Source organism: Streptomyces stelliscabiei (assembly GCF_014873495.1).
GTDB classification, from domain to species: Bacteria; Actinomycetota; Actinomycetes; order Streptomycetales; family Streptomycetaceae; genus Streptomyces; species Streptomyces bottropensis.
The window spans coordinates 8,696,499-8,714,616 of sequence record NZ_JADBGF010000001.1 but is presented as its reverse complement, the minus strand read 5'-3'; the positions used below and the strand labels follow the sequence as shown (position 1 = coordinate 8,714,616).

Sequence of the window (18,118 nt, the reverse complement as noted above, 5' to 3'; positions counted from 1 at the left end):
ACGGTTGCGGTGCGTGATGCCGTACCGGCTGGCAGGTCGGTGAGAGGCTTCACGTGTCGTCCAGCACCACCTACACCCACCACTCGCAAACCGCGGGCCGTGCACGATCCGGGCAAGGTCCTGCTGGATGCGACCCTGGCCATCGCACTCGGCAGCGCCTGCCTGGCCGACGTCGGCATGCCACGGGCCGAGCCGGGCGTGTTCGGCCCAGTGGCTTCCGATCCGACGGTCTCCCGGTTGATCGACACCCTCGCCGCTTCGGGCGAGAAGGCGCTGACCGCGATCCGCGCCGCACGTTCCGAAGTCCGCAAAAGAGTCTGGGAGTTGGCTGGCGAACAGGCTCCGGATGCCGGCGGGCAGGTGATCGTGGACCTGGACGGGGTCCTGGCCGTCGCGCACTCGGACAAGCAGGACGCCGCCCCGACTTGGAAGAAGACCTACGGCCACCACCCGCTCATGGGGTTCGTCGACCACGGCCCGGAAGGACCGGAGAACCCGTCGCGGCTCTCCTGCGCCCAGGCAACGCGGGCTCGAACACGGCCGCCGACCACATCACCGCCACCCGCCTCGCCCTCGCTCAACTACCAGGGAAGTACCGGCGAGGGCAGCGGACGCTGGTCCGCTGCGACTCCGGTGGCGGCACCCATGAGTTCGTGGCCTGGCTCGCCCAGCGCGGACGCTGGCTGTCCTACTCAGTCGGCATGGTGATTACCGAGGCCGTCCACCAGCACGTCCTGGAGATCCCCGCATCGGCCTGGACCCCGGCCGTCGAGACAAGCGGCGAAGTCCGTGACGGGCCTGGGTCGCCGAACTCACCGGTGACCTGCTCGACGGTTGGGCGAAAGGCATGGGGTTGATCGTCCTCAAGGAACGGCCGCACAGCCCAGTTGAGAATCACGGACGCCGACGGCATGCGGATCACGTGCTTCGCCACCAACACCCCCGACCGGCCGATCGCCGAACTCGAACTGCGTCACCGGCTGCGGGCCCGCGCGGAGGACCGCATCCGGGCCGCACGTTCGACCGGCCTGCGGAACCTCCCCTTGCACGACACCGCGCAGAACAGGGTCTGGCTGGAGACAGTGCCCGTGCTCGCCCTGACCGGGCAAGCCCGCCTCTGGGAACCGCGCCGCCTGCGGCTCCGCCTGTTCTCCGCGACCGGTCAGCTCGTCACCACCGGCAGACGCCGCATCCTCCGCCTCGTCCACCACTGGCCCTGGACCCGCGAGATCACAGACGCCCTCGAACGGCTTGCACTCCTGCCGAACCCCGGCTGACCGTCGGACTCACCTGTCCCTACGAGAATGGCGATCGGCGTACGACTCGAGACACCTACCCGTACGGTCCGCATCGTGATCCGTCTCGTACGTACCCACCTTGCATTCACCTTTCGTCAAGGCTTACGTCGCAAATGGCCTCCGCCTTGTGCGTCACGAATGCTCACGTCGGCCGGGAGTGAAGGCAACCGGCAGGGCTTGGTAGCCGCGCGTGAAGGATGAGCCACTGAACTCACACGTGTCTTCATTTGCGATCCGGTAATCCGGAAGGCGCCGAAGTACCTCCGAAAAACCTACGCGAAGCTCGAGCCGCGCGAGGGGCGCACCGAGACAGCGATGCGTGCCGAAGCCGAACCCGAGGTGCCGATTTGGCTCACGATCGATGATGCATTTCCCGGCATCCGCGAACTCATTTTCATCGCGATTTGCTGCCGCATAGTTCACGATGACAGCGTCACCTCGCTTGAAGCCGTACCCGCAGATTTCGACGTCCGCCGTGATGTACCTCGGCAAGCCGTGTACTGAACCCGAATATCGAACGAACTCTTCTACCGCGGCGGGCAGGAGTGAAGGATCCGCGACCAGGCGACTCCGCTCGGCGGGATGATGCGCCAGCCAGTAGTAGGCGGCGGAAAGCGCGTTCGATGTCGTTTCCAGGCTGGCTGCGACCAGTAGTGTCGCGTTGGCCATTCTCTCGCCCACTGTCAGCGGGCGCCCGCCGATCTCGGAATTGAGCAGGCCGTCGATGATGTCATCACGCGGAGGTTGGCCCACGCGCTCCTTCAGCACATCGGCGATGAGCTCGAAGACTCTAGCGGCACTTTGGTCTCGCTCGGCCGCGTCCGACGCGAGCAAACTTGCGCCCTGGGCCGCCAGCGCCTCGCCGAGCAGCTCGGCCGGGAAGCCAAGGAACTCAGCGAACAAGATCTCGCTCGGCAGTTTCCACGAAAAATCCGCGAGGTCGCCCTTGCCTTCCTCGATGAACTCGTCGATGAGCCTGTTCGCCACCGCTCGAACTTTTGGCTCGAGCGCGACCATCCGCTCAGGAGTGAAGGACGGACTCAATACCTTTCGAAGCTCCTTCTGAACCGGCGGATCAGTACTGATGGGGGTCGCACTGTCGTCGACCGGGAGGTCCGACCGGCGCTCGATCTCGGAAAGATTGTCGAACGCCTTTCGCGGATCGTTCGATACGCGCCGCCAATCCTTCAGAAGCTGGTGGCACTCCGCATAGCCAATCACCTGAAGTGTTTCTTTGAAGCGCCCGCTGAAGTCGAGCTGGTCAGTGGGAACAATAGCGCCGATCGTCCGCATTGCCTCGTAGACCTTGTACACCAGTTCGGGGTCGTCAAAGGCGGTGTCGCGAATATCAAAATGCTTAACGTGTTCGTCTATCGACTTCGTCACGTCCATCCACCCTTCCTGTACGCGCTGCCGGCGGCAAGAGTCCACGGCCGCGCTCAAGGAGTACCACTGTGGTACGGACGCAACGAGTGGAATGAACTCCGGAGTTCATTCCCCTGGTTCAGGGTGATCTGCCCGGCTATAGAGGCCTCCCCCGGTTGCGTCCATGGAGATGGTGTAGAAGTCGCAGGTCTCGGCGCTGGCCCGCCACCTCGACGAACAAGTCGCAGCCTTCCGCAACCGACCGCTGGACCAACCTCGATTCGGCAGCGGCCTGATTGGTCCCGCTGATCCGGTGTCTCGTGCCGGCAGCGGTAGGTCGTGGGCAGCGAGATGCCGTTGTCGCGGGCCAGCTGGACCAGACGCGCGCCGTCGACGGACCAGCGCAGCACCAGCACGGCCTGCTTGAAGACACCCGGCACCCGTGTGCCCCTGCGGGTTCCCAGCCGGGCGCGGTGGCCGCGCAGCAGCATCGCGAGATGCCCGGCAGTCTCTCTGCGGACATCGAGGACAGCGGTGCAGGTGATACTGGACGGCACGTGAAGCCTCTGGCTGTACGGAACGTGATCTTGGCAGACCCGTTCCTACCAGGGGCTTCACACGTGTCTGACGCCGGGGCACCATCCCGCGCACGCACAGGCGATCACGCACCGCAACCATCACGTTGCTGAGAAGACCTCATTGAGCGCCATCCCGAACTCCTCACCGGATTCCTGGCCGGGACCGGCCGCGAACTCGCCACACCCGTATCAAGCCTGTGGTCAAAGATCAGTACACGGCTGGGTTTGACGTGGTAGCCGGCGGATCGCTGACCGCAGGCACCTCGGGGGTGGAGACGCCGTAGGTGTAGGGCTTCAAGGTTGTCATCAGCAACAGGGCGATGACTGTGGCGCCCGCGGCGATCGAGATCGGGAGTGTGTAGCTTCCTGTCGCGTCGAATCCGATACCGATCAGCACGGAGCCGAGGCCCGCTGCCACTACGTTCAATCCCGCACTGACGCCGTAGATCTCGGCGGAGGTCCGCAGACCGAAGTAACGGGTGATCAGATACGGCAGGAGCATGGCGACGGTCGCCATCCCGGTACCCGTCAGGATGACGCCGAGGAGCTGAAGGACGAACGTGGTACCGGAGACCAGGAGCAGAGTCAGCCCGAGGATGGGTAGGAGGTAAAACGCGGTCGCGGTTCGGGGAGAGTGAGCACGGTCGGCGACGTACCCGCTCAGGAGCACACCGACCACGACGGACAGGGCCAGAATCGACGCCAGGGTCGTCGCGGTCCCCTCAGAGGTGCCGCGTCCCGTCATCCAGTTCACCAGCACCGTCTGCGCGCCGACCAGGGCCCCGGTCGCCAGAGCGTCGGCCACTGAGATGGTCCAGAAGGTCCGGGAGCGGAAGGCCTGCTTGGCGGGGACTCCCGGCTCGGCCGCGTTGGCCGCCTTCTCCACCTCAACCCGTGCCACGTCCGCCGCGTCGACAGGCTTGGTCCGCACGAGGAAGAACGCGGCACTGCCGCCGCACACAAGAGCGGCCAGCGCGAACACTTCGTAGGCGGTGCGCCAGCCGTAGTCATTGATGAGCAAACGAGATATTTGCGCGACGATGGACTGCGCCAACTGCGGCGCGGCAGCGATCACCATGCCGAGGAAAAGCGCGCGGCTTGTGCTGTACCAGGACGCCACGACCCGCATAGCCACCACCGGGCCGGCGAGGGCCGCGCTTATACCTATGGCCACCGCGGACAGCCAATAGACGGCTCCGGTAGATTTCATCGTCGACAGCCCGAAGAGGCCCAGTGCGAAGAACGCGATCCCGACACACAGAGGAGTCTTCGCGCCGATCCGGTCGATGATGCGCCCGGCTACGGGGCTCATGACCGCCATCACAATCTGCGAAAGCGTAAAAATGAGCGTAAAGCCCGCTGTGGCCCATCCCAGGGATTCGGATACGGGCTTGAGGAAGACCGAGAAGGACCCCGCGAATATCCCTCCCATACTGAAGGCCATGCAGATGAATATACCAACCGTCGCGGCTATACGAGCGTTTCGTGACATGCCGCCTCCTGTCTTTGCGTCCCTACGTTCCGGTAGTTCGGTTCCCTTTGGCGCGCCGTCCCGGTACCCAGCGGGCCGCGCACACCGGCAGCTCCGGTGCGGTGCCTGACTCATTCCTCCACGAAGCAGTCGCGCCTTGTCGGTTTCGTTCACGCGATGATGGCGTTCACTTCCGAATCATTCTTGGCATGCCGGTCAAGACATGCCATATACCCATATTTCGGGGTATCCAGAGGATTACGGGCAAGTTACCCGCTTGGGTGCCTGGAGGGTATGCCTCGGATCGCCGGCAAAACCAGACGGCGGATCTCGGTTCTCAGGAGGTGTACGGGCAACCCGACCTTAAGATCGTCTGTCTATTTTCTGTGAGAACTCGCTGTCTGTGTGTGCGGAGGGTTCCGCCGTGACCATGAACGTTGACGGGATGCCATCGGGTTCGTTGCAGGAGTTCATGCCGTTCGGGGTGCTGGCCTCGGAGCAGTCCAGGGAGGCTGTTGACGAGGTCGTCGTCGCGCACGGCAGGCAGCCCAGGCGGCGGGATTCCAGACTGTCTGCGCATGTGATGGTGTACTTCGCGCTCGCTCTGGGGTTGTGGTCCGGTGATGACTGCGAGCAGGTGATGGCCCGGCTCACGGACCGGTGGTCCCGCCCGAGGCTGGGGTCCGGGGTGCTGGCGGATCTGTACGAGCGGCTGGCGGAGCCAATCACGGAGATCCTCACCCCGGGGGCTGGGTCGGGACGTGGCGGCTGGTGGCCGTGGACAGCACCGTGGTCGACTTGCACGACACCCCCGCCGACGACGCCTACTCCGGTCGGCCTGGTGGCACCGCCATGCCGGGGCCGTTCCCTCAGGCCAGGGTCGTGGCAGTGCCTGCATCGGTTGATCACGTGATCCCGAGGGCTGTCAACCTCGATTCGTCAGCGGCCTGATTGGTCCAGCTGATCCGGTGTCTTGCCCCGGTTTGTCCGACCGGTCGCTGTAGGGGCCATCGCATGACGCTGCGGAGGCGTCGGGTTCCACGGGCCCGAGACGGGGGTTTCCTCTCCTTCCTGGTCTTCGTCGCGGTGGTGACCGGCCGTCAGGTGAGAGCTGGAAGCTGAGTGGCCCGCTGCCAGTCGATGGTGAACGCTGCTGCCCAGGGCCAGCTCCGGTCGAGGTGCAGGGTGCGGCGTCGGGCGTGGGCGGTGAGCCGGGCGGGCAGGTGGTAGAGCTTCATACGGATCGTCTCCGGCTCCGCGGCGGCGAGTTCGGGTTCGTCGTGCAGGAGGAGGAGCCGGGTCCATGCGTCGAGGTCGGCGGCGATCATGGCGGCCGGCACCCAGGCGGCATTCATCTGCCAGGACTCCTTGCAGCTGACAGGACCCTCAACAGTCCCATCGTTGCACCCATGAGGGCTGGGGCTGTCAAGGTGCACGATGCCCCGGCCCGGTGTGTGCCGATGGGCTCGCGCCGGGTTGATCGCCTTTGTGGACAGGGGTGTTAGGGCCGTGGTCCCCCGAGTCATGGTCGTGCGGAGGCAACTCGCACGCACCCATTCGATCCCGGCCGACCGAGCCGGATCATGACCTTCCTTCGGGGGCCGGGCTGCTCATTCAGGTCAACGAGCTCGGCGGGGCCGGCTCGTGCAACAATGCGGGCTCGCCCGGGGCTTGGCACCCCGTCCCTGGGGTGTGGTCGTCATGCCGTTGTGCACGGCTCCTTCTGCTGCTGGGCCGCGTCGACCTCGCGCAGCACGTGATAGGCGTGGGTGAGAAGTTTGCGGGCGACCGCGATGGTGGCGATCTTCCTGCCGCGGCGGTAGGCAATCTGTTCGAAGCAGGCGGCATACGGCGGGGTGCGCTTGGCGGTCTGCGCGGCCTGGTTCATGATCCAGCGCAGCCAGGGATCTCCATGCTTGGAGATGTGCCCGTAGCGCACGGTGCGGTCCGAGCCGCGGACCGTGGGGGTGAGCCCGGCCCAGGAGGCAAGCTTGCGGGCCGAGGAGAACCGGCGGATGTCGCCGACCTCCGCCGCGATGATCAAAGCGGTGAGCGGGGCGGGCCGATGCCGGGCAGCGCGGTCAGGGCCTTGACCCGCGGGTCGGCCTTTGCCACCGCGGCGAGCGAGGCGTCTAGCCGGTCGATGACGGCCTGCAGTGCGTCGATGACCTCCAGCCGGTCGGCCACCGTCCGCCGGGCCCCCTCCGGCAGCGGCAGCGTCTGAAGCCACTCCCGGCCCACGCCACTGAAGCAGTTGGCCCCGCGGTCGCAGCCGTGATCGGCCAAAACCGCGTGGATGCGGTTACGCAACAAGGTGCGCAGCCGCACGAGCTGTGCTCGGTGGCGCAGCACGGCCCGCTGCTCGCGGATGTCCGGCGGCGCGATCCAAGCCTCGGGCAGCAGATCCGTGCGCAGCAGGTGGGCCAGGGTGGCCGCGTCAACCTTGTCGTTCTTCAACCGGGCCGCAGCGATCGCTTTGCACTGCAACGGGTGGGCCAGATGCGGCTCGAAGCCGTAGTCCTGGAGCAACTCGATCAGCCAGCCCCAGCCATACGCGGCCTCGAACACCACCAGCGTGCCCACCGGCAGGTCACCGATCACTCCCAGCACCGTCTCGCGCCCGTTGGGGACGTTCCGGTTCACCGCCGTCCGGCCGCTCTCGTCCATCACGGCGATCTGCGGCCGGCGGCGATGCACATCGATCCCGACGTAAGCCTGCATCGCGGGCCTCCTGACCCGGACTCGGCTCCCCCACAGCAGGGTGCTCCGAACGCACCACAAGGGGAAGCCCCAGCCCTCATAGGGTCAGGTCAGGAGCACTCTCCGCATATTTGATCAAGACCCGGACAAGCTCACTCGCGAAAGCGCGAGGCCAACTCCTATTTCGACGCGCTGACGAGTGTGGACAGCCGCCGCGCCCCGATTGCGACCGACTGTGTGCGGCATGAGACCGGCCTGCGCACCACCGGCAACGCGGCGCCACCCGAGCCCCTGCTGCCGCAGAACACACCCGCGGACGAGCGTGAGCGGATGCGAATCCTCATGGAGGGAAAGAGCGTACGCGGCACCGCCGAGCAGATCGATTCGGGTCTCTTCGCCGATCTGTGGAAGGTGTGGCCACACCGGCCGATCGTGTTCGACGAGGAAAAGGGTCTCGTGACAGCGTTCCCGCTGTTCATTCAGAACGGCGACACGCCCCTCGCCGCTCATAGTCCCGCTCAGCTTCGGCGCTGGCAACGGCTGGGATGCGGGCTCAGGCCCCTGACGTCAGACCGGCAGGTCGCCGGACACCCTGCTCACGACGACGGCTTGGCGGCACCTGTCGAACACATCCCGTTTCACGGACTGCAGGCGTGCGGCTTCCTGGGCGTCGCCGTCCCGGATCGCCAGAACGACATCAAGGGTGGATCGTGCGGAGAGCTCCTCGCGTGTGGTCGTACGCCTTGACACCGTCCACGAGGATGGACAGCAATGCGTTCTGCGCGAGGCGCTGCAGTACCCGCTCGATCGGTGCGACGTTCGAGATCGGCTCTGTCGTGCCGAGGTGCTGCGGAGCGTCGATCAGCTCGGCGTCGCCGGCGCCGACCTTCCGTGCGGCGATCTCGGCCATCTCGATCCACAGTCCACGGCCAGCGCGGTCGGCGCCCTTGCATGGCTGGGAGTTCGACGCGAGGTGCACGGACAGCTGACGGCTGAGCGGGGCAGAACTCGGGCGCCGGGTCGTCAGCGACCAGGCTCCGCAGGTAGCGGTAGGCCGTGGACCGCGACGTGCCCGGTCGCCCGGCCACTTCGGCCTCGGAGACCACCGGCCGGTCGTCGGTGAGCATGCCGAGGATGTCCAGGGCCGGTCCGCGGTCGAGTTTCCCCCCCCGGTAGCCCGATGATCGAACTACGCCCGCGATGCAGGATGTTCTATCTATTTTTCAGGATTCAGATAGTCGTAGATCTCTAGCGCGAGCCCGATCCGGAGCGGGTCCTTGGCCAGGTCGGTACCGAGGATGGCCTCGGCCTGCCGGACACGGTAGCCGACGGTGTTCGGGGCGACGTGCAGCACTTGGGCGGCGGCCGTGCGGCTGCGCTCGAATGCCAGGTAGAGCCGCAACGTCTCGCGTAGCTCCGCCGAGCGGTCGTCGTCCGTGGCCAGCGCACCGAGCTGGCGGTGGACAAACCAGCGGGCGTGTTCGGGGTTCGCCGTGAGCAGGGCGATCACCTCGAGTTCGTCATGGTCGGCGAGCCACGACGACCGTCGGGTGGAGGCTGCAGCGACGCGGCGGACCTCAAGGGCGCCGAGGTGGCTGCGGCGGAACCCGTCAATGCCGGCGTCGAGCGGGCCGAGGGCGGCTCGGATACCGTGCGGGGCGTCGACGGCGCCGCGCAGCCGCTCGGCGAGCCGCTGCTCCGGCGGCGCGGCCCAGCTCATCCACAGCCACAGCGAGGTCCCGCCGGGGCGCACCACCAGCGGTCGGCCGGCATCCGCGGCGTCGGCGAGGCGGCCCGCGAGCCGGTGGAGGGTGTGGGCGGAGTCGGTCCCCGCATCGTCCTCGGTCCAGAGCACGGCGGCCCGGTGGTGACGCGACAGGTCGAGGCCGAGCACCAGCTCCGGATCGCGCACCGATATGGGGACACCCGCAATGATGTCCTCGATGACCTGACGCCTCGTTGCGGCGAGGCTGCCCAGCCACGCCTCCCGCTCCGCGGTGTACTCGGCGCTGAACCGCGCCGTGAATGCCTCCACGTAGGCGAAGGAAAGCTCGGTCACCCGGCGCACCGTGCCAGCGAGCTCGTGCGGAGGCAGGGTCTGGTCGAGGAACTCGAGCAGTCGCTCGTAGTGGTGCACGTGCGAGATCCACATCGCGTGGAGCACCCGGTCCAGGGCGACGCCGCGGTGCACGCTGTCGCGGTTGCCGTCGAGCGCCAGCTGCGGAGTCGCGACCGCCTCGCCGGGGGTGTCGGCGTGCAGGGCGATGAGGATGGCGAGGATACACGCCTCCGCGGGCCGTCGGACGGTGTCGATGGAGGTGGAACCGGCCATCTCCGGCACGAGCTCGACGACTCGCAGCTCCGCCTCCCTGGCCACCTGTGCGGCCCACCCGACCGGGCCCGGTCCGAGCACCTCCCGGGCGGCGGTCACCGTCGGCGCCGGGCAGCAGGGCGTCACCGGCGGTTGCGTGGGCCCGGGCCGAAGATCGAGCACCCATCGTGCGGCCACCGGCTCCTCCTCGAGCGGTTCCCTTTGTGGTTGCCACCACAAACACCGGGCGGTTCATTGTCGTCCGGGACCGAGTGCGTGCAGGGGCCCAGCCCCTTGACTCTATCCAACGAAACCGGGCCGAGCCGCGACCGGACGCCCGCCCCGCTTCGCCGCCCCTCGACGGGGTCCCCGACGCGGTGGAAGGAATGCAGGATGCAGCAGATCAGATTTCCGCAGAACGAGTTCCAGAGCTTCGAGGCGCCCCTGCGCGCGGAGATCGACATCCGAGGACTGGAAGTAGTTCAGGGCGAGGTTCCGGAGCATCTCGACGGCGGCTTCTACCGACTGCTCGGCGATCGCCAGTGGCCATCCTTCATCGAAAACGACATCTTCCTGCTGAACGAAGATGGCATGGCCTCATGCCTGCGCATCCCGGACGGCCGCGTGGACTTCCGGACACGGTATTGCCGCCGGCGTGCGCGCCGAACCAGCGATTTATCCGGGGGCGGATCACGCATTCATCGAGACACCCCACCCCTCGGCGGGCGCAGCGAATGCGCGGATCGATCGATTGCTCGTCCAGTGCCTGGAGTCCCGGTGAGCACCCCGGCCTCGCCGAAGGAAGGACGAAACGCACGTACTGCCGCGGTGGCGGCCATCGGTTGCGGAATCTGCATCGGATTCGGCATCATCCCGCTGTTCATAGGAACCTTTCCGGTCTTCCTGAAGCCGGTGTCCGACGAATTCGGCTGGAGTTTGTCGCTCTATCCTCAGGCGTCCCTGCTGGTCGGCTTGGCAGGCGCCGTCGTCGGCCCGTTCGTCGGTCGGCTCATCGATCGTTACGGCGTGCGCCGCACCTTGCCCTTCGGGCTCGTGCTCTGGTGTGCGGGCTTCTTCTCGCTGTCACTCATCGGTGGCCAACCCGCGGCGATGTATCTGGTTGCGCTCCTGATGGCGCTCGGCGCCACGATCGCGGGGCCCATTTCCTATGCCAAGGTCATCAGTGGCTGGTTCGACAAGAACCGGGGCCTCGCTCTCGGGCTGGTGCTGAGCGGGGTGCCCGCCATCGCGACCGCCGTGGCCGTGCCGGTCTCTGCGGGCCTGATCGAGGCCGACGGCTGGCGCGCCGCGTACCGCATGCTCGCCGTCGTCGCCGCCGCGGTGACGATCCCGGTTTCCATCCTGCTGATTCGCGAGGCGCCTGCCCGGCATGGGGCCGGTCCCGCGCTGTCGAGAGATGAGGGACTGACCGGCTCCCAGGCACTGCGATCCCGGGCGTTCCTCATGGTCATCGGCTCGAACTGCCTGGTGATCGCAGGGCTGGTGGCCGTCACGAACCACATCGTCGCGTGGACGACCGGACAGGGCGTCAGTCCGGACACCGCCACTTTCGCCCTGTCTCTGTACTCGCTCGTCGGCCCCGTAGGACCGTTGGTCGGCGGGTTCGTCATGGATCGGGTGCCAAGTCCGAAGATCGTCGCCGCGTTCCTGCTCCTGTCGCCGATCGGCATGGCGCTGCTCTTCCTGGGAGGCACCCCCGGCCTGCTGACGGGCATGGCGCTGCTCGGGCTCACGTACAGCAGCATCACCGGCCTCGTACCCCTCCTGGTGACCCGCTATTGCGGCATGAAGGCGAGCTCCGAAATACTTGGCGGCGCTCTCGCGGCCCTCACGATCAGCATGGGAATCGGGCCGGTCCTTCTTGGACTCGGCCACGATCTCGCCGGTGGCTACGCGGTGCCCATGGCGATCGTCGCAGGCGTGATTACCGTCGGGTTCATCGGCTCCCTATTCCTTCCCACCTACCGCTACGTCGACAGCCCCCGCCAGCAGAACGATTCCCCTGTTCTCGAGGGGAGTAGCTGACATGCCCGAGGTGCTACGCAGGCATCATTCTGGCCTTCCGGCTGCTGCGATGTCTTCCGCCGTCCACGATGCAAGTCTGCTGGCCGACGTGATCGACGAGTGGGGCGGGGCTGACGAAAAGGGAGCCTGCCGGATCGCCCGCCTTGTCGAGGAGGATCTCATCGCGCGCGGTTGGCCGCAGGACGCGTCGTTGGGATCCGAGGTCGAACTCGCGGAGAGATACGGTGTCGGTCGCGCCGTGGTCCGCGAGGCGGTGCGCATTCTCGAGGTGCGCGGCACGGCCCGCATGGTGCGCGGCCCCAGCGGGCCGAACAGCGGGCTTCGGGTCCGCGAAGTCGACCACACTCGTACGGCCAAATTCCTGATGGGTTTCGTGCTCTTCTTCGGAACGACGGAACCGCAGCTGGTCGAGGCCGAAGAAGCAATCCAACGCGTCCGCAACGGACTGTCCGACGACGTCCGCAACGACGCTGATCTCATCGTCGGGCAAGTTTCCGTCGCACTCGACCTATTCGATGACGTGCTCGGTGCGATCCGCCAGATGATGTCCGGAAACGGAGCGATCCCGGGCAATCCAACCGTACTGTTCGCGCCGGAGGTCCTGAACCGCTCACGAGCGGGTCAGATCACCGAACGCATTCTGCGGGAATGCACCGCGGAACAGTGGGTGCAGGGCCATCGCCTCGGCTCGGAAGAGGATCTCTGCTTCCGCTATGGCGTCGATCGGGGCGCGTTCCGCCAGGCGGTCCGCATCCTGGAGAGCGCAGGTGCCGCGGAAACCTACTGTGGCCGTGGGCGTGGTCTCGTGAGCAGGACACCTCGTGCCGGTGCCGTCGCGCGGCTGGTCGCCTGTCTCCTCGCCAGTAGCGGGATCCATCCCGACATCGTCATGCGTATCTTCCGGCTGCTGAGCGTCGAAATGGTTGCGCTGGCCGCTGAGCGGGCAACCCCGACGACCTGTCAGCAGATCGCCACCGCGCTCAGCAGTTTACGCCGGGCGCTGGATCAGGGGGCGAATACGGGACTCGCCTCAATTTTCGCCGTCGAGGAAGCGGCGCTGGAAGCGGTCGACAATCCGTTGTTGGATATCCTTACCCAAAGCTTGCGAGGCTATCCTCCGGCCAGAATCCCCGAGAGAATTTCCGTTCTCAGTATCATGAACCAGTTGTACCTTCCGCTGACCCGGCCCGTCCTGGCAGCGTTCCGGAAAAATGACCCGCAAGCGGCACGAAGCGCCCAGCGGGCGCGGGTTGAGACATTCTCGAACGTGATTCGCTCACTTCTCTGAGCGGAAAGTTGCGAAAGACATGGAAATGCCTGCCAGCTGTCCCGCTAAGACTGCGAGCATGTGCACCGTCGGCACACCGCCGAGGCGATGCGCGCGGCAGAGGCCCTGACCACACGCAGCCCATGAAAGTGAGGAAACGATGACCTCCGCGATGCCGGCCCAGGAACTTCAGTCCATCCCCAGGATCGCGCCGCCCGAGCCCGATCTCGATCCCGAAGAGTTGATCCGTCGAGCCGAGTCGATGTGCGACATGTTGCGCTCGCGGCAGGACGCGACAGAGGCGGAGGGGAACATCTCCGTCGAAACGAACCAGGCGTTGGTGGACGCCGGTTTCTACCGGGTCGTCCAGCCGAAGGCCTTCGGTGGCTACGGCTTCGATCTGCCGACCTACGTGCGGATGATCGCGGCGATCTCGCGCGGCTGCCCCGAGACTGCCTGGGTGCTCTCGCTGACCCTTGGCCATGTCTACCAGTTGTCGACCTATCCCCTGGCTGCTCAACTCGACGCCTATGGCCACGTCGGCGATTTCCGGGCACCTGAGGTCGCAGCGCGGCAAGGCGTGGGTGTCGCGGTGCCGGGCGGATACCGGGTGAGCGGCGCATGGGACTACGCGTCGGGCAGCGAGCACGGTACCCATATCCTGCTGGTATTCGTGGTGGACGAGCCGCAGCCGAACGTCGACTCGGTACGCATGGGCTTGTTCGATCGCCGGGACTACGAGATCGTCCGTAATTGGAACACGATCGGGATGCAGGGAACGGGGTCGGATCGCGTCACGCTTGACGACATCTTCGTTCCGGAGCACCGGACGAAGCCCTACCCCGGCGCTATGGAGATGCGGCACACTCTTCTGCCGCCGGCGTTCTACGAGGACAGCCCGCTCTTTCACGGACCCTTCCGGCCGTTCACCATCGCGGAGTCGGCATCGGTGGTCATCGGCGCGGCCGAGGGCGCGCTGGACCTCTATGAGGAGGGGTTCCGCGTCCGCAGGCCAGCTGGACCGATCAAGGTCTCCCGTTACGAGCTTTCGGAGTACCAGCTGAATTTCGGGAAGTGCCGGGCCTTGGTGGACACCGCGCGGGCCGCGCTGCTTCAGGCGTCTGCCGATTTCATGAAGGTTGCGGACGAAATCCAGGCGACGAATGAACCCTGCTCGGATGAGGTCGAGCGACGCATCACGCTGGTCCTCTTGCAAGGTATCGAACTCGCGCATCAGGCGGCAGACATCATCTTCCGGACCGCCGGCAGTTCCGCAGCACGAAAGGACAGCATGCTCGGTCGCTACTGGCGCAACATATGCGTGATGCGGGGCCATGTTGCGCATCAGGTGGACAGCGCCGCCATCAACTTCGGGCGCACGCACTTCGGGCTGCCCCCGGTAGGCATCGCCTGACGAGCGCAGGACTGCTGCCCCGGGGTGGCCGGAAGCTTCGCCGTGGTCGACTTTCACCCATCCCGGGCCATCCTCGACCTGACGCCGGGTCGATGTACCTGCTCGGCTTGTTCAAGGCCGTCGATGGTGAGCTGCGGATCATCGATGAGATACGCGAGATGATGCCGTTGGGATCGACGTCGGGCTGGTAGCCGGCGGCCATGTGACCGGCTTTCGCGGCTCCGGCGATCAGCTCGGCACGCGCCGGGTCGTTCCCGATCCGGGTCGTGACAACGTCCGTGAGCATGACCTCGAGCCGGACGAACCGGGTGAACCGGCGTGCGAGGTGGGATGGGTCCACTCGTGGAGCAGCATCACCCGTGGCAGCGTCGTCGCCAGATTTGGTTCCGCCGTCGAGTCGGCGGCACGTGGATGCGTCGAGAGCGTGCTGAATTTCCGCGGGCGAGCGCGGTGGTGATCTCGTCGGCAGCGTCGCGGACCGATTCGGCCAGCCGCGGAAGCCGCTCGTCGGCCACTCGTGTCAATGGTCACTTTGAACGGCTCTGATCAATATTTCGGGATCGCCCAGAGCGACCATGCATCAGATTGATCATGGGGTGCGTGTTACGTGATCAGATACTTGACCTGCAGCTGCCGCACTTGGCATCCGTGGCCGCGACTGACCTCCAACTCGTCGGCACGACACTGACGATCACCGCTACGACGGTCGCGGAGACCGCGTCGTGCCCGACTTGTACGGCCAACTCCCGTCGTGTGCACGACCGTTACCGGCGCAGGCTTGCCGATGTCGCCGTCGGGGGACGTCCGGTGACGATCTATCTGACGGTCCGCCGGTTTCGGTGCGAGGCGTCGTCGTGTCCGCGCCGGACCTTCGCCGAGCAGGTCGAGGGTCTGACCTTCCGATACAGGCGCCGCAGCCAGTCACAGCAGGCGATGCTGGCGGTGATCGGCAGGTTCCTGGCCGGGCGGGCCGGGGCCCGCCTCGCGGCGATGCTGCACTGCCGCGTCAGCGCGAATACCCTGCTCGGCCGCCTCCGGGCACTGCCGGCGGAGCCACCGGATCGGAGTCCGAGGGTGCTGGGTGTCGACGACTTCGCCCTCAAACGTGGCCACGTCTACGGGACCGTGCTGATCGACATCGAGAAGGGCCGTCCGGTGGACGTGCTGCCGGACCGCACCGCCGAGACCTTCCCCGCCTGGCTACGGCAGCACCCCGGAGCGGAGATCGTGTGCAGAGACAGGGCCAGCGCGTATGCGGAGGCGGTGCGCACGGCCGCGCCCGACGCGGTCCAAATCGCGGACAGGTTCCATCTCTGGCTCAACCTGTGCAAGACGGTCGAGAAGTGCGTCCTCGCCCACCGGCGCTGCCTCACGCCACCGGAAGACGAGGTCCAGGACGCGGTCGTGGAACCCTTCGCCGGACCGCCGGCGATCGAGGGAAAGCGAGCGGCGAACACCCGGCGTCACTTCGCCGCGGTGCGCGAGATGTACGACAAGGGCGTCGCCATCGACGTGATCTCCAAGACCCTGCGGATGGACCGCAAGACCATCCGCAAGTACGCCCACGCGACCACGGTGGAGGGACTGCTTGCGCCGCCCCGGCAGAGCCGCAAGATGCTGCAACCCTGGGCCAAGTGCCTCAACATGCGCTGGCAGGAAGGCTGCACCGACAGCGGACGGCTGTTCCGCGAGATCCAGCAGCGCGGCTATCGCGGGACCAGCCGCAGTGTCCGGCGCTGGCTCGAACCTCTGCGGTCGGCCGAAGCGCCGACGCCGAAGCGATCCGAGGCGCCCACCGTCCGGCAGGTCACCGGCTGGCTCACCCGCCACCCCGACAACCTCAGCTCCGGTCAGCATCTCCGCCTCAAGCACATCATGGCCCGCTGCCCCGAACTCGCCGACCTGACGGCATATCGCGTCGTTCGCCACGATGATGAAGAACCTCGACGGCCACCTCCTACCCCGCTGGATCAAGGCCGCCGAGGGCAGCGACCTGCCGCCCCTGCGCTCACAGCCATGATCTTCACGCCGCCGGAGGCGGCGCTGGACCAAGGCAAGAACCGACCATCGCTATCATCGGAGCGCCCGGCGGGCTTGGGACAACCCGCCAGCCGTGGGTGTGGCGATCGGTAGGCCCTCCAGCGCGGCGGTCAGCTTGCGCCACGCACCGCAGTACCCGACTTCAGCGGATTCTTGCGAGGACCCCAGGACTTCAGCCCTGGGAGGAATCGCATCCTCGTGGTCGCGGCGCGGAGCGCCGCGGTACCGCCTGTGCATGCTCGACCGCGGAGCGGCCGAGAGTCGTGTCCGGCGGAGCCGGTGCTGCGCACACGGTGTCGGGGTTCAGCCGGTCGGGTGATGAGGGGTGAACGTGCGGTGGGGTGTCGTACGGGTGTGTACGTTGGGTGATCGTGAAGCTGGTGGTGCAGGTCAGGCTGTTGCCGACGCCGGAGCAGGCGACGGCACTTGAGGCGACCCTGCGCGCCTGCAACGAGGCGGCCACCTGGGTCGGCAACATCGCGTTCGAGAAGGATGTGAAGCGGAACTTCGCGCTGCGCGAGCACACCTATGGCGAGATCAAGGCTCGCTGGGGACTGGGCGCGCAGGCCGCCCAGCACGTCGTGAAATAGACGTGCGATGCGTACGCCACGCTCAAGGCCAACCTCAAGGCCGGGAACCTCGGCACGCGCGGCTCGAAGCGCTACCGCCGGGCCACTGAGAAACCGATCGCCTTCCGTCCGCAAGGGGCGCAGCCGTACGACGACCGGATGCTGTCCTGGCAGGTTCCCGAGCGGCGGATCTCGATCTGGACCGTGCGCGGACGGGTCAAGGACGTCGCGTTCACCGCTGCACCGGAGCAGTTGGCCACCTTGACCCTGTACCGAAAGGGCGAATCGGACCTGCTGTACCGGGACGGCATGTGGTTCCTGAACGCCACCTGCGAGGTGCCCGAAGCCCCGCCGAACACCGAACCGCATGACCTCCTTGGCATCGACCTGGGCATCGTCAACATCGCCACCACATCCGACGGCGAGATCATGGCCGGACGCGAGCTCAACCGCATCCGTGCCCGGGAACGGACTCTGCGTGGCAAGCTCCAGAAGAAGAACACCCCGTCCGCCAAGCGCCGCCTGAAGAAACGGCGGCGCAAGGAAGCACGGCGGGCCAAGGACATCAACCACAAGATCGCGAAACATGTGGTGGCCGAGGCAGAACGCACCGGTCGCGGAATCGCCCTGGAGAACCTGACAGGCATCCGCGAACGGGTACGGCTTCGCAAGCCCCAACGGGCCACACATACCAGTTGGGCCTTCGCCCAGCTGGGGAAGTTCATCGCGTACAAGGCCCGAAAAGCGGGGGTGCCGGTGGTGTACGTTGATCCGGCGTACACCTCCCGCACCTGCGCCGAGTGCGGGCATGTGGACAAGGCGAACCGGGTCTCCCAGGCCTGGTTCGCGTGCCGGTCCTGCGGATTCGTTGATCACGCGGACCGGAACGCCTCCCGCAACATCCGTGCCAGAGCGTGGGAGTTGTGGCGACGCGGGGCGCAGTCAACCGCCCCAGGCCCACCCCCGCAACCGAGGCGTGGGACAGGACGCAAACGCAGCGCCACAGCCACTGGTGCCCTTTGTGCAAGCCCGGGACTTTAATCCCGGGTCGTTGACGAA

The 18,118-nt window shown here is 66.5% G+C and carries 13 protein-coding genes and 5 pseudogenes; 9 read left to right on the top strand and 9 right to left on the bottom strand.

Features of this window, described 5'->3' with window-relative positions:
* Positions 1–9: 9 nt before the first annotated feature.
* Positions 10–408: pseudogene (locus H4687_RS47700) on the top strand (transposase); the annotation flags it as partial.
* Positions 409–425: 17 nt separating this feature from the next.
* Positions 426–1,277: pseudogene (locus H4687_RS38325) on the top strand (transposase).
* A 153-nt stretch (positions 1,278–1,430) separates the two neighbouring features.
* Here H4687_RS38325 and H4687_RS38320 read toward each other — a convergent pair.
* From H4687_RS38320 to H4687_RS38315, 3 genes and pseudogenes are all read right to left on the bottom strand, one after another.
* Complete coding sequence (locus H4687_RS38320; RefSeq protein WP_012999329.1) at positions 1,431–2,690, bottom strand: cytochrome P450; 1,260 nt, start codon at positions 2,688–2,690, stop codon at positions 1,431–1,433.
* A 290-nt stretch (positions 2,691–2,980) separates the two neighbouring features.
* A pseudogene (locus tag H4687_RS46910) lies at positions 2,981–3,220 on the bottom strand (IS5/IS1182 family transposase); the annotation flags it as partial.
* A gap of 229 nt (positions 3,221–3,449) precedes the next feature.
* Positions 3,450–4,685, bottom strand: a complete 1,236-nt coding sequence (locus H4687_RS38315) for an MFS transporter (protein WP_012999330.1) — start codon at positions 4,683–4,685, stop codon at positions 3,450–3,452.
* 457 nt (positions 4,686–5,142) lie between these two features.
* Between H4687_RS38315 and H4687_RS48555 the strand changes: the two genes are divergently transcribed.
* Positions 5,143–5,625, top strand: a complete 483-nt coding sequence (locus tag H4687_RS48555) for a transposase domain-containing protein (RefSeq protein ID WP_158512226.1) — start codon at positions 5,143–5,145, stop codon at positions 5,623–5,625.
* Positions 5,626–5,812: 187 nt separating this feature from the next.
* Here the strand turns inward: H4687_RS48555 and H4687_RS38305 are convergent, their stop codons facing one another.
* The 3 genes from H4687_RS38305 to H4687_RS38295 all read right to left on the bottom strand — a co-directional run bounded on the left by H4687_RS38305 (position 5,813) and on the right by H4687_RS38295 (position 7,433).
* Positions 5,813–6,067, bottom strand: coding sequence for a transposase (locus H4687_RS38305; RefSeq protein ID WP_049875661.1), 255 nt, complete (start codon positions 6,065–6,067; stop codon positions 5,813–5,815).
* 344 nt (positions 6,068–6,411) lie between these two features.
* Complete coding sequence (locus H4687_RS38300; protein WP_012999333.1) at positions 6,412–6,756, bottom strand: IS110 family transposase; 345 nt, start codon at positions 6,754–6,756, stop codon at positions 6,412–6,414.
* Positions 6,753–7,433 (bottom strand): IS110 family RNA-guided transposase, encoded by a 681-nt coding sequence (locus tag H4687_RS38295; RefSeq protein ID WP_050398327.1) that lies wholly within the window; start codon positions 7,431–7,433, stop codon positions 6,753–6,755. The genes H4687_RS38300 and H4687_RS38295 overlap by 4 nt, the downstream gene beginning before the upstream one ends.
* A gap of 180 nt (positions 7,434–7,613) precedes the next feature.
* Here H4687_RS38295 and H4687_RS38290 point away from each other — a divergent pair, with 180 nt between their 5' ends.
* Positions 7,614–8,159, top strand: a complete 546-nt coding sequence (locus H4687_RS38290) for a hypothetical protein (RefSeq protein ID WP_167358628.1) — start codon at positions 7,614–7,616, stop codon at positions 8,157–8,159.
* On the opposite strand, the gene H4687_RS46905 is transcribed toward H4687_RS38290, so the two are convergent.
* The 3 genes and pseudogenes from H4687_RS46905 to H4687_RS38280 all read right to left on the bottom strand — a co-directional run bounded on the left by H4687_RS46905 (position 8,110) and on the right by H4687_RS38280 (position 9,921).
* The gene (locus H4687_RS46905) at positions 8,110–8,322 is read right to left on the bottom strand and encodes a hypothetical protein (protein ID WP_041668930.1); all 213 of its coding nucleotides are present in this window, start codon (positions 8,320–8,322) and stop codon (positions 8,110–8,112) included. The two genes, H4687_RS38290 and H4687_RS46905, sit on opposite strands and share 50 nt — an antisense overlap.
* A 127-nt stretch (positions 8,323–8,449) precedes the next feature.
* A pseudogene (locus H4687_RS46900) lies at positions 8,450–8,548 on the bottom strand (hypothetical protein); the annotation flags it as partial.
* 80 nt (positions 8,549–8,628) lie between these two features.
* Positions 8,629–9,921, bottom strand: a complete 1,293-nt coding sequence (locus H4687_RS38280; protein ID WP_046913750.1) for a PucR family transcriptional regulator — start codon at positions 9,919–9,921, stop codon at positions 8,629–8,631.
* Positions 9,922–10,116: 195 nt separating this feature from the next.
* Here H4687_RS38280 and H4687_RS38275 point away from each other — a divergent pair, with 195 nt between their 5' ends.
* From H4687_RS38275 to H4687_RS38255, 5 genes and pseudogenes are all read left to right on the top strand, one after another.
* Complete coding sequence (locus H4687_RS38275; protein ID WP_012999339.1) at positions 10,117–11,769, top strand: MFS transporter; 1,653 nt, start codon at positions 10,117–10,119, stop codon at positions 11,767–11,769.
* Positions 11,770–11,818: 49 nt separating this feature from the next.
* Entirely contained in the window at positions 11,819–13,057 is a 1,239-nt protein-coding gene (locus tag H4687_RS38270; RefSeq protein ID WP_046913757.1) for a FadR/GntR family transcriptional regulator, read from the top strand.
* Positions 13,058–13,196: 139 nt separating this feature from the next.
* Complete coding sequence (locus H4687_RS38265) at positions 13,197–14,450, top strand: acyl-CoA dehydrogenase family protein (protein ID WP_046913749.1); 1,254 nt, start codon at positions 13,197–13,199, stop codon at positions 14,448–14,450.
* A 591-nt stretch (positions 14,451–15,041) separates the two neighbouring features.
* Positions 15,042–16,583, top strand: coding sequence for an ISL3 family transposase (locus H4687_RS38260; RefSeq protein ID WP_078907192.1), 1,542 nt, complete (start codon positions 15,042–15,044; stop codon positions 16,581–16,583).
* Positions 16,584–16,861: 278 nt separating this feature from the next.
* A pseudogene (locus tag H4687_RS38255) lies at positions 16,862–18,100 on the top strand (RNA-guided endonuclease InsQ/TnpB family protein).
* Positions 18,101–18,118 lie beyond the last annotated feature (18 nt).

Bases quoted from the DNA above. Each gene is read 5' to 3' on its own strand.
- H4687_RS38315 (WP_012999330.1), bottom strand. From the start codon at position 4,685: ATGGCCTTCAGTATGGGAGGGATATTCGCGGGGTCCTTCTCGGTCTTC.
- H4687_RS48555 (WP_158512226.1), top strand. From the start codon at position 5,143: ATGAACGTTGACGGGATGCCATCGGGTTCGTTGCAGGAGTTCATGCCG.
- H4687_RS38295 (WP_050398327.1), bottom strand. From the start codon at position 7,433: ATGCAGGCTTACGTCGGGATCGATGTGCATCGCCGCCGGCCGCAGATC.
- H4687_RS38265 (WP_046913749.1), top strand. From the start codon at position 13,197: ATGACCTCCGCGATGCCGGCCCAGGAACTTCAGTCCATCCCCAGGATC.
- H4687_RS38270 (WP_046913757.1), top strand. From the start codon at position 11,819: ATGTCTTCCGCCGTCCACGATGCAAGTCTGCTGGCCGACGTGATCGAC.
- H4687_RS38320 (WP_012999329.1), bottom strand. From the start codon at position 2,690: ATGGACGTGACGAAGTCGATAGACGAACACGTTAAGCATTTTGATATT.
- H4687_RS38305 (WP_049875661.1), bottom strand. From the start codon at position 6,067: ATGAATGCCGCCTGGGTGCCGGCCGCCATGATCGCCGCCGACCTCGAC.
- H4687_RS46905 (WP_041668930.1), bottom strand. From the start codon at position 8,322: ATGGCCGAGATCGCCGCACGGAAGGTCGGCGCCGGCGACGCCGAGCTG.
- H4687_RS38260 (WP_078907192.1), top strand. From the start codon at position 15,042: ATGGGGTGCGTGTTACGTGATCAGATACTTGACCTGCAGCTGCCGCAC.
- H4687_RS38275 (WP_012999339.1), top strand. From the start codon at position 10,117: ATGCAGCAGATCAGATTTCCGCAGAACGAGTTCCAGAGCTTCGAGGCG.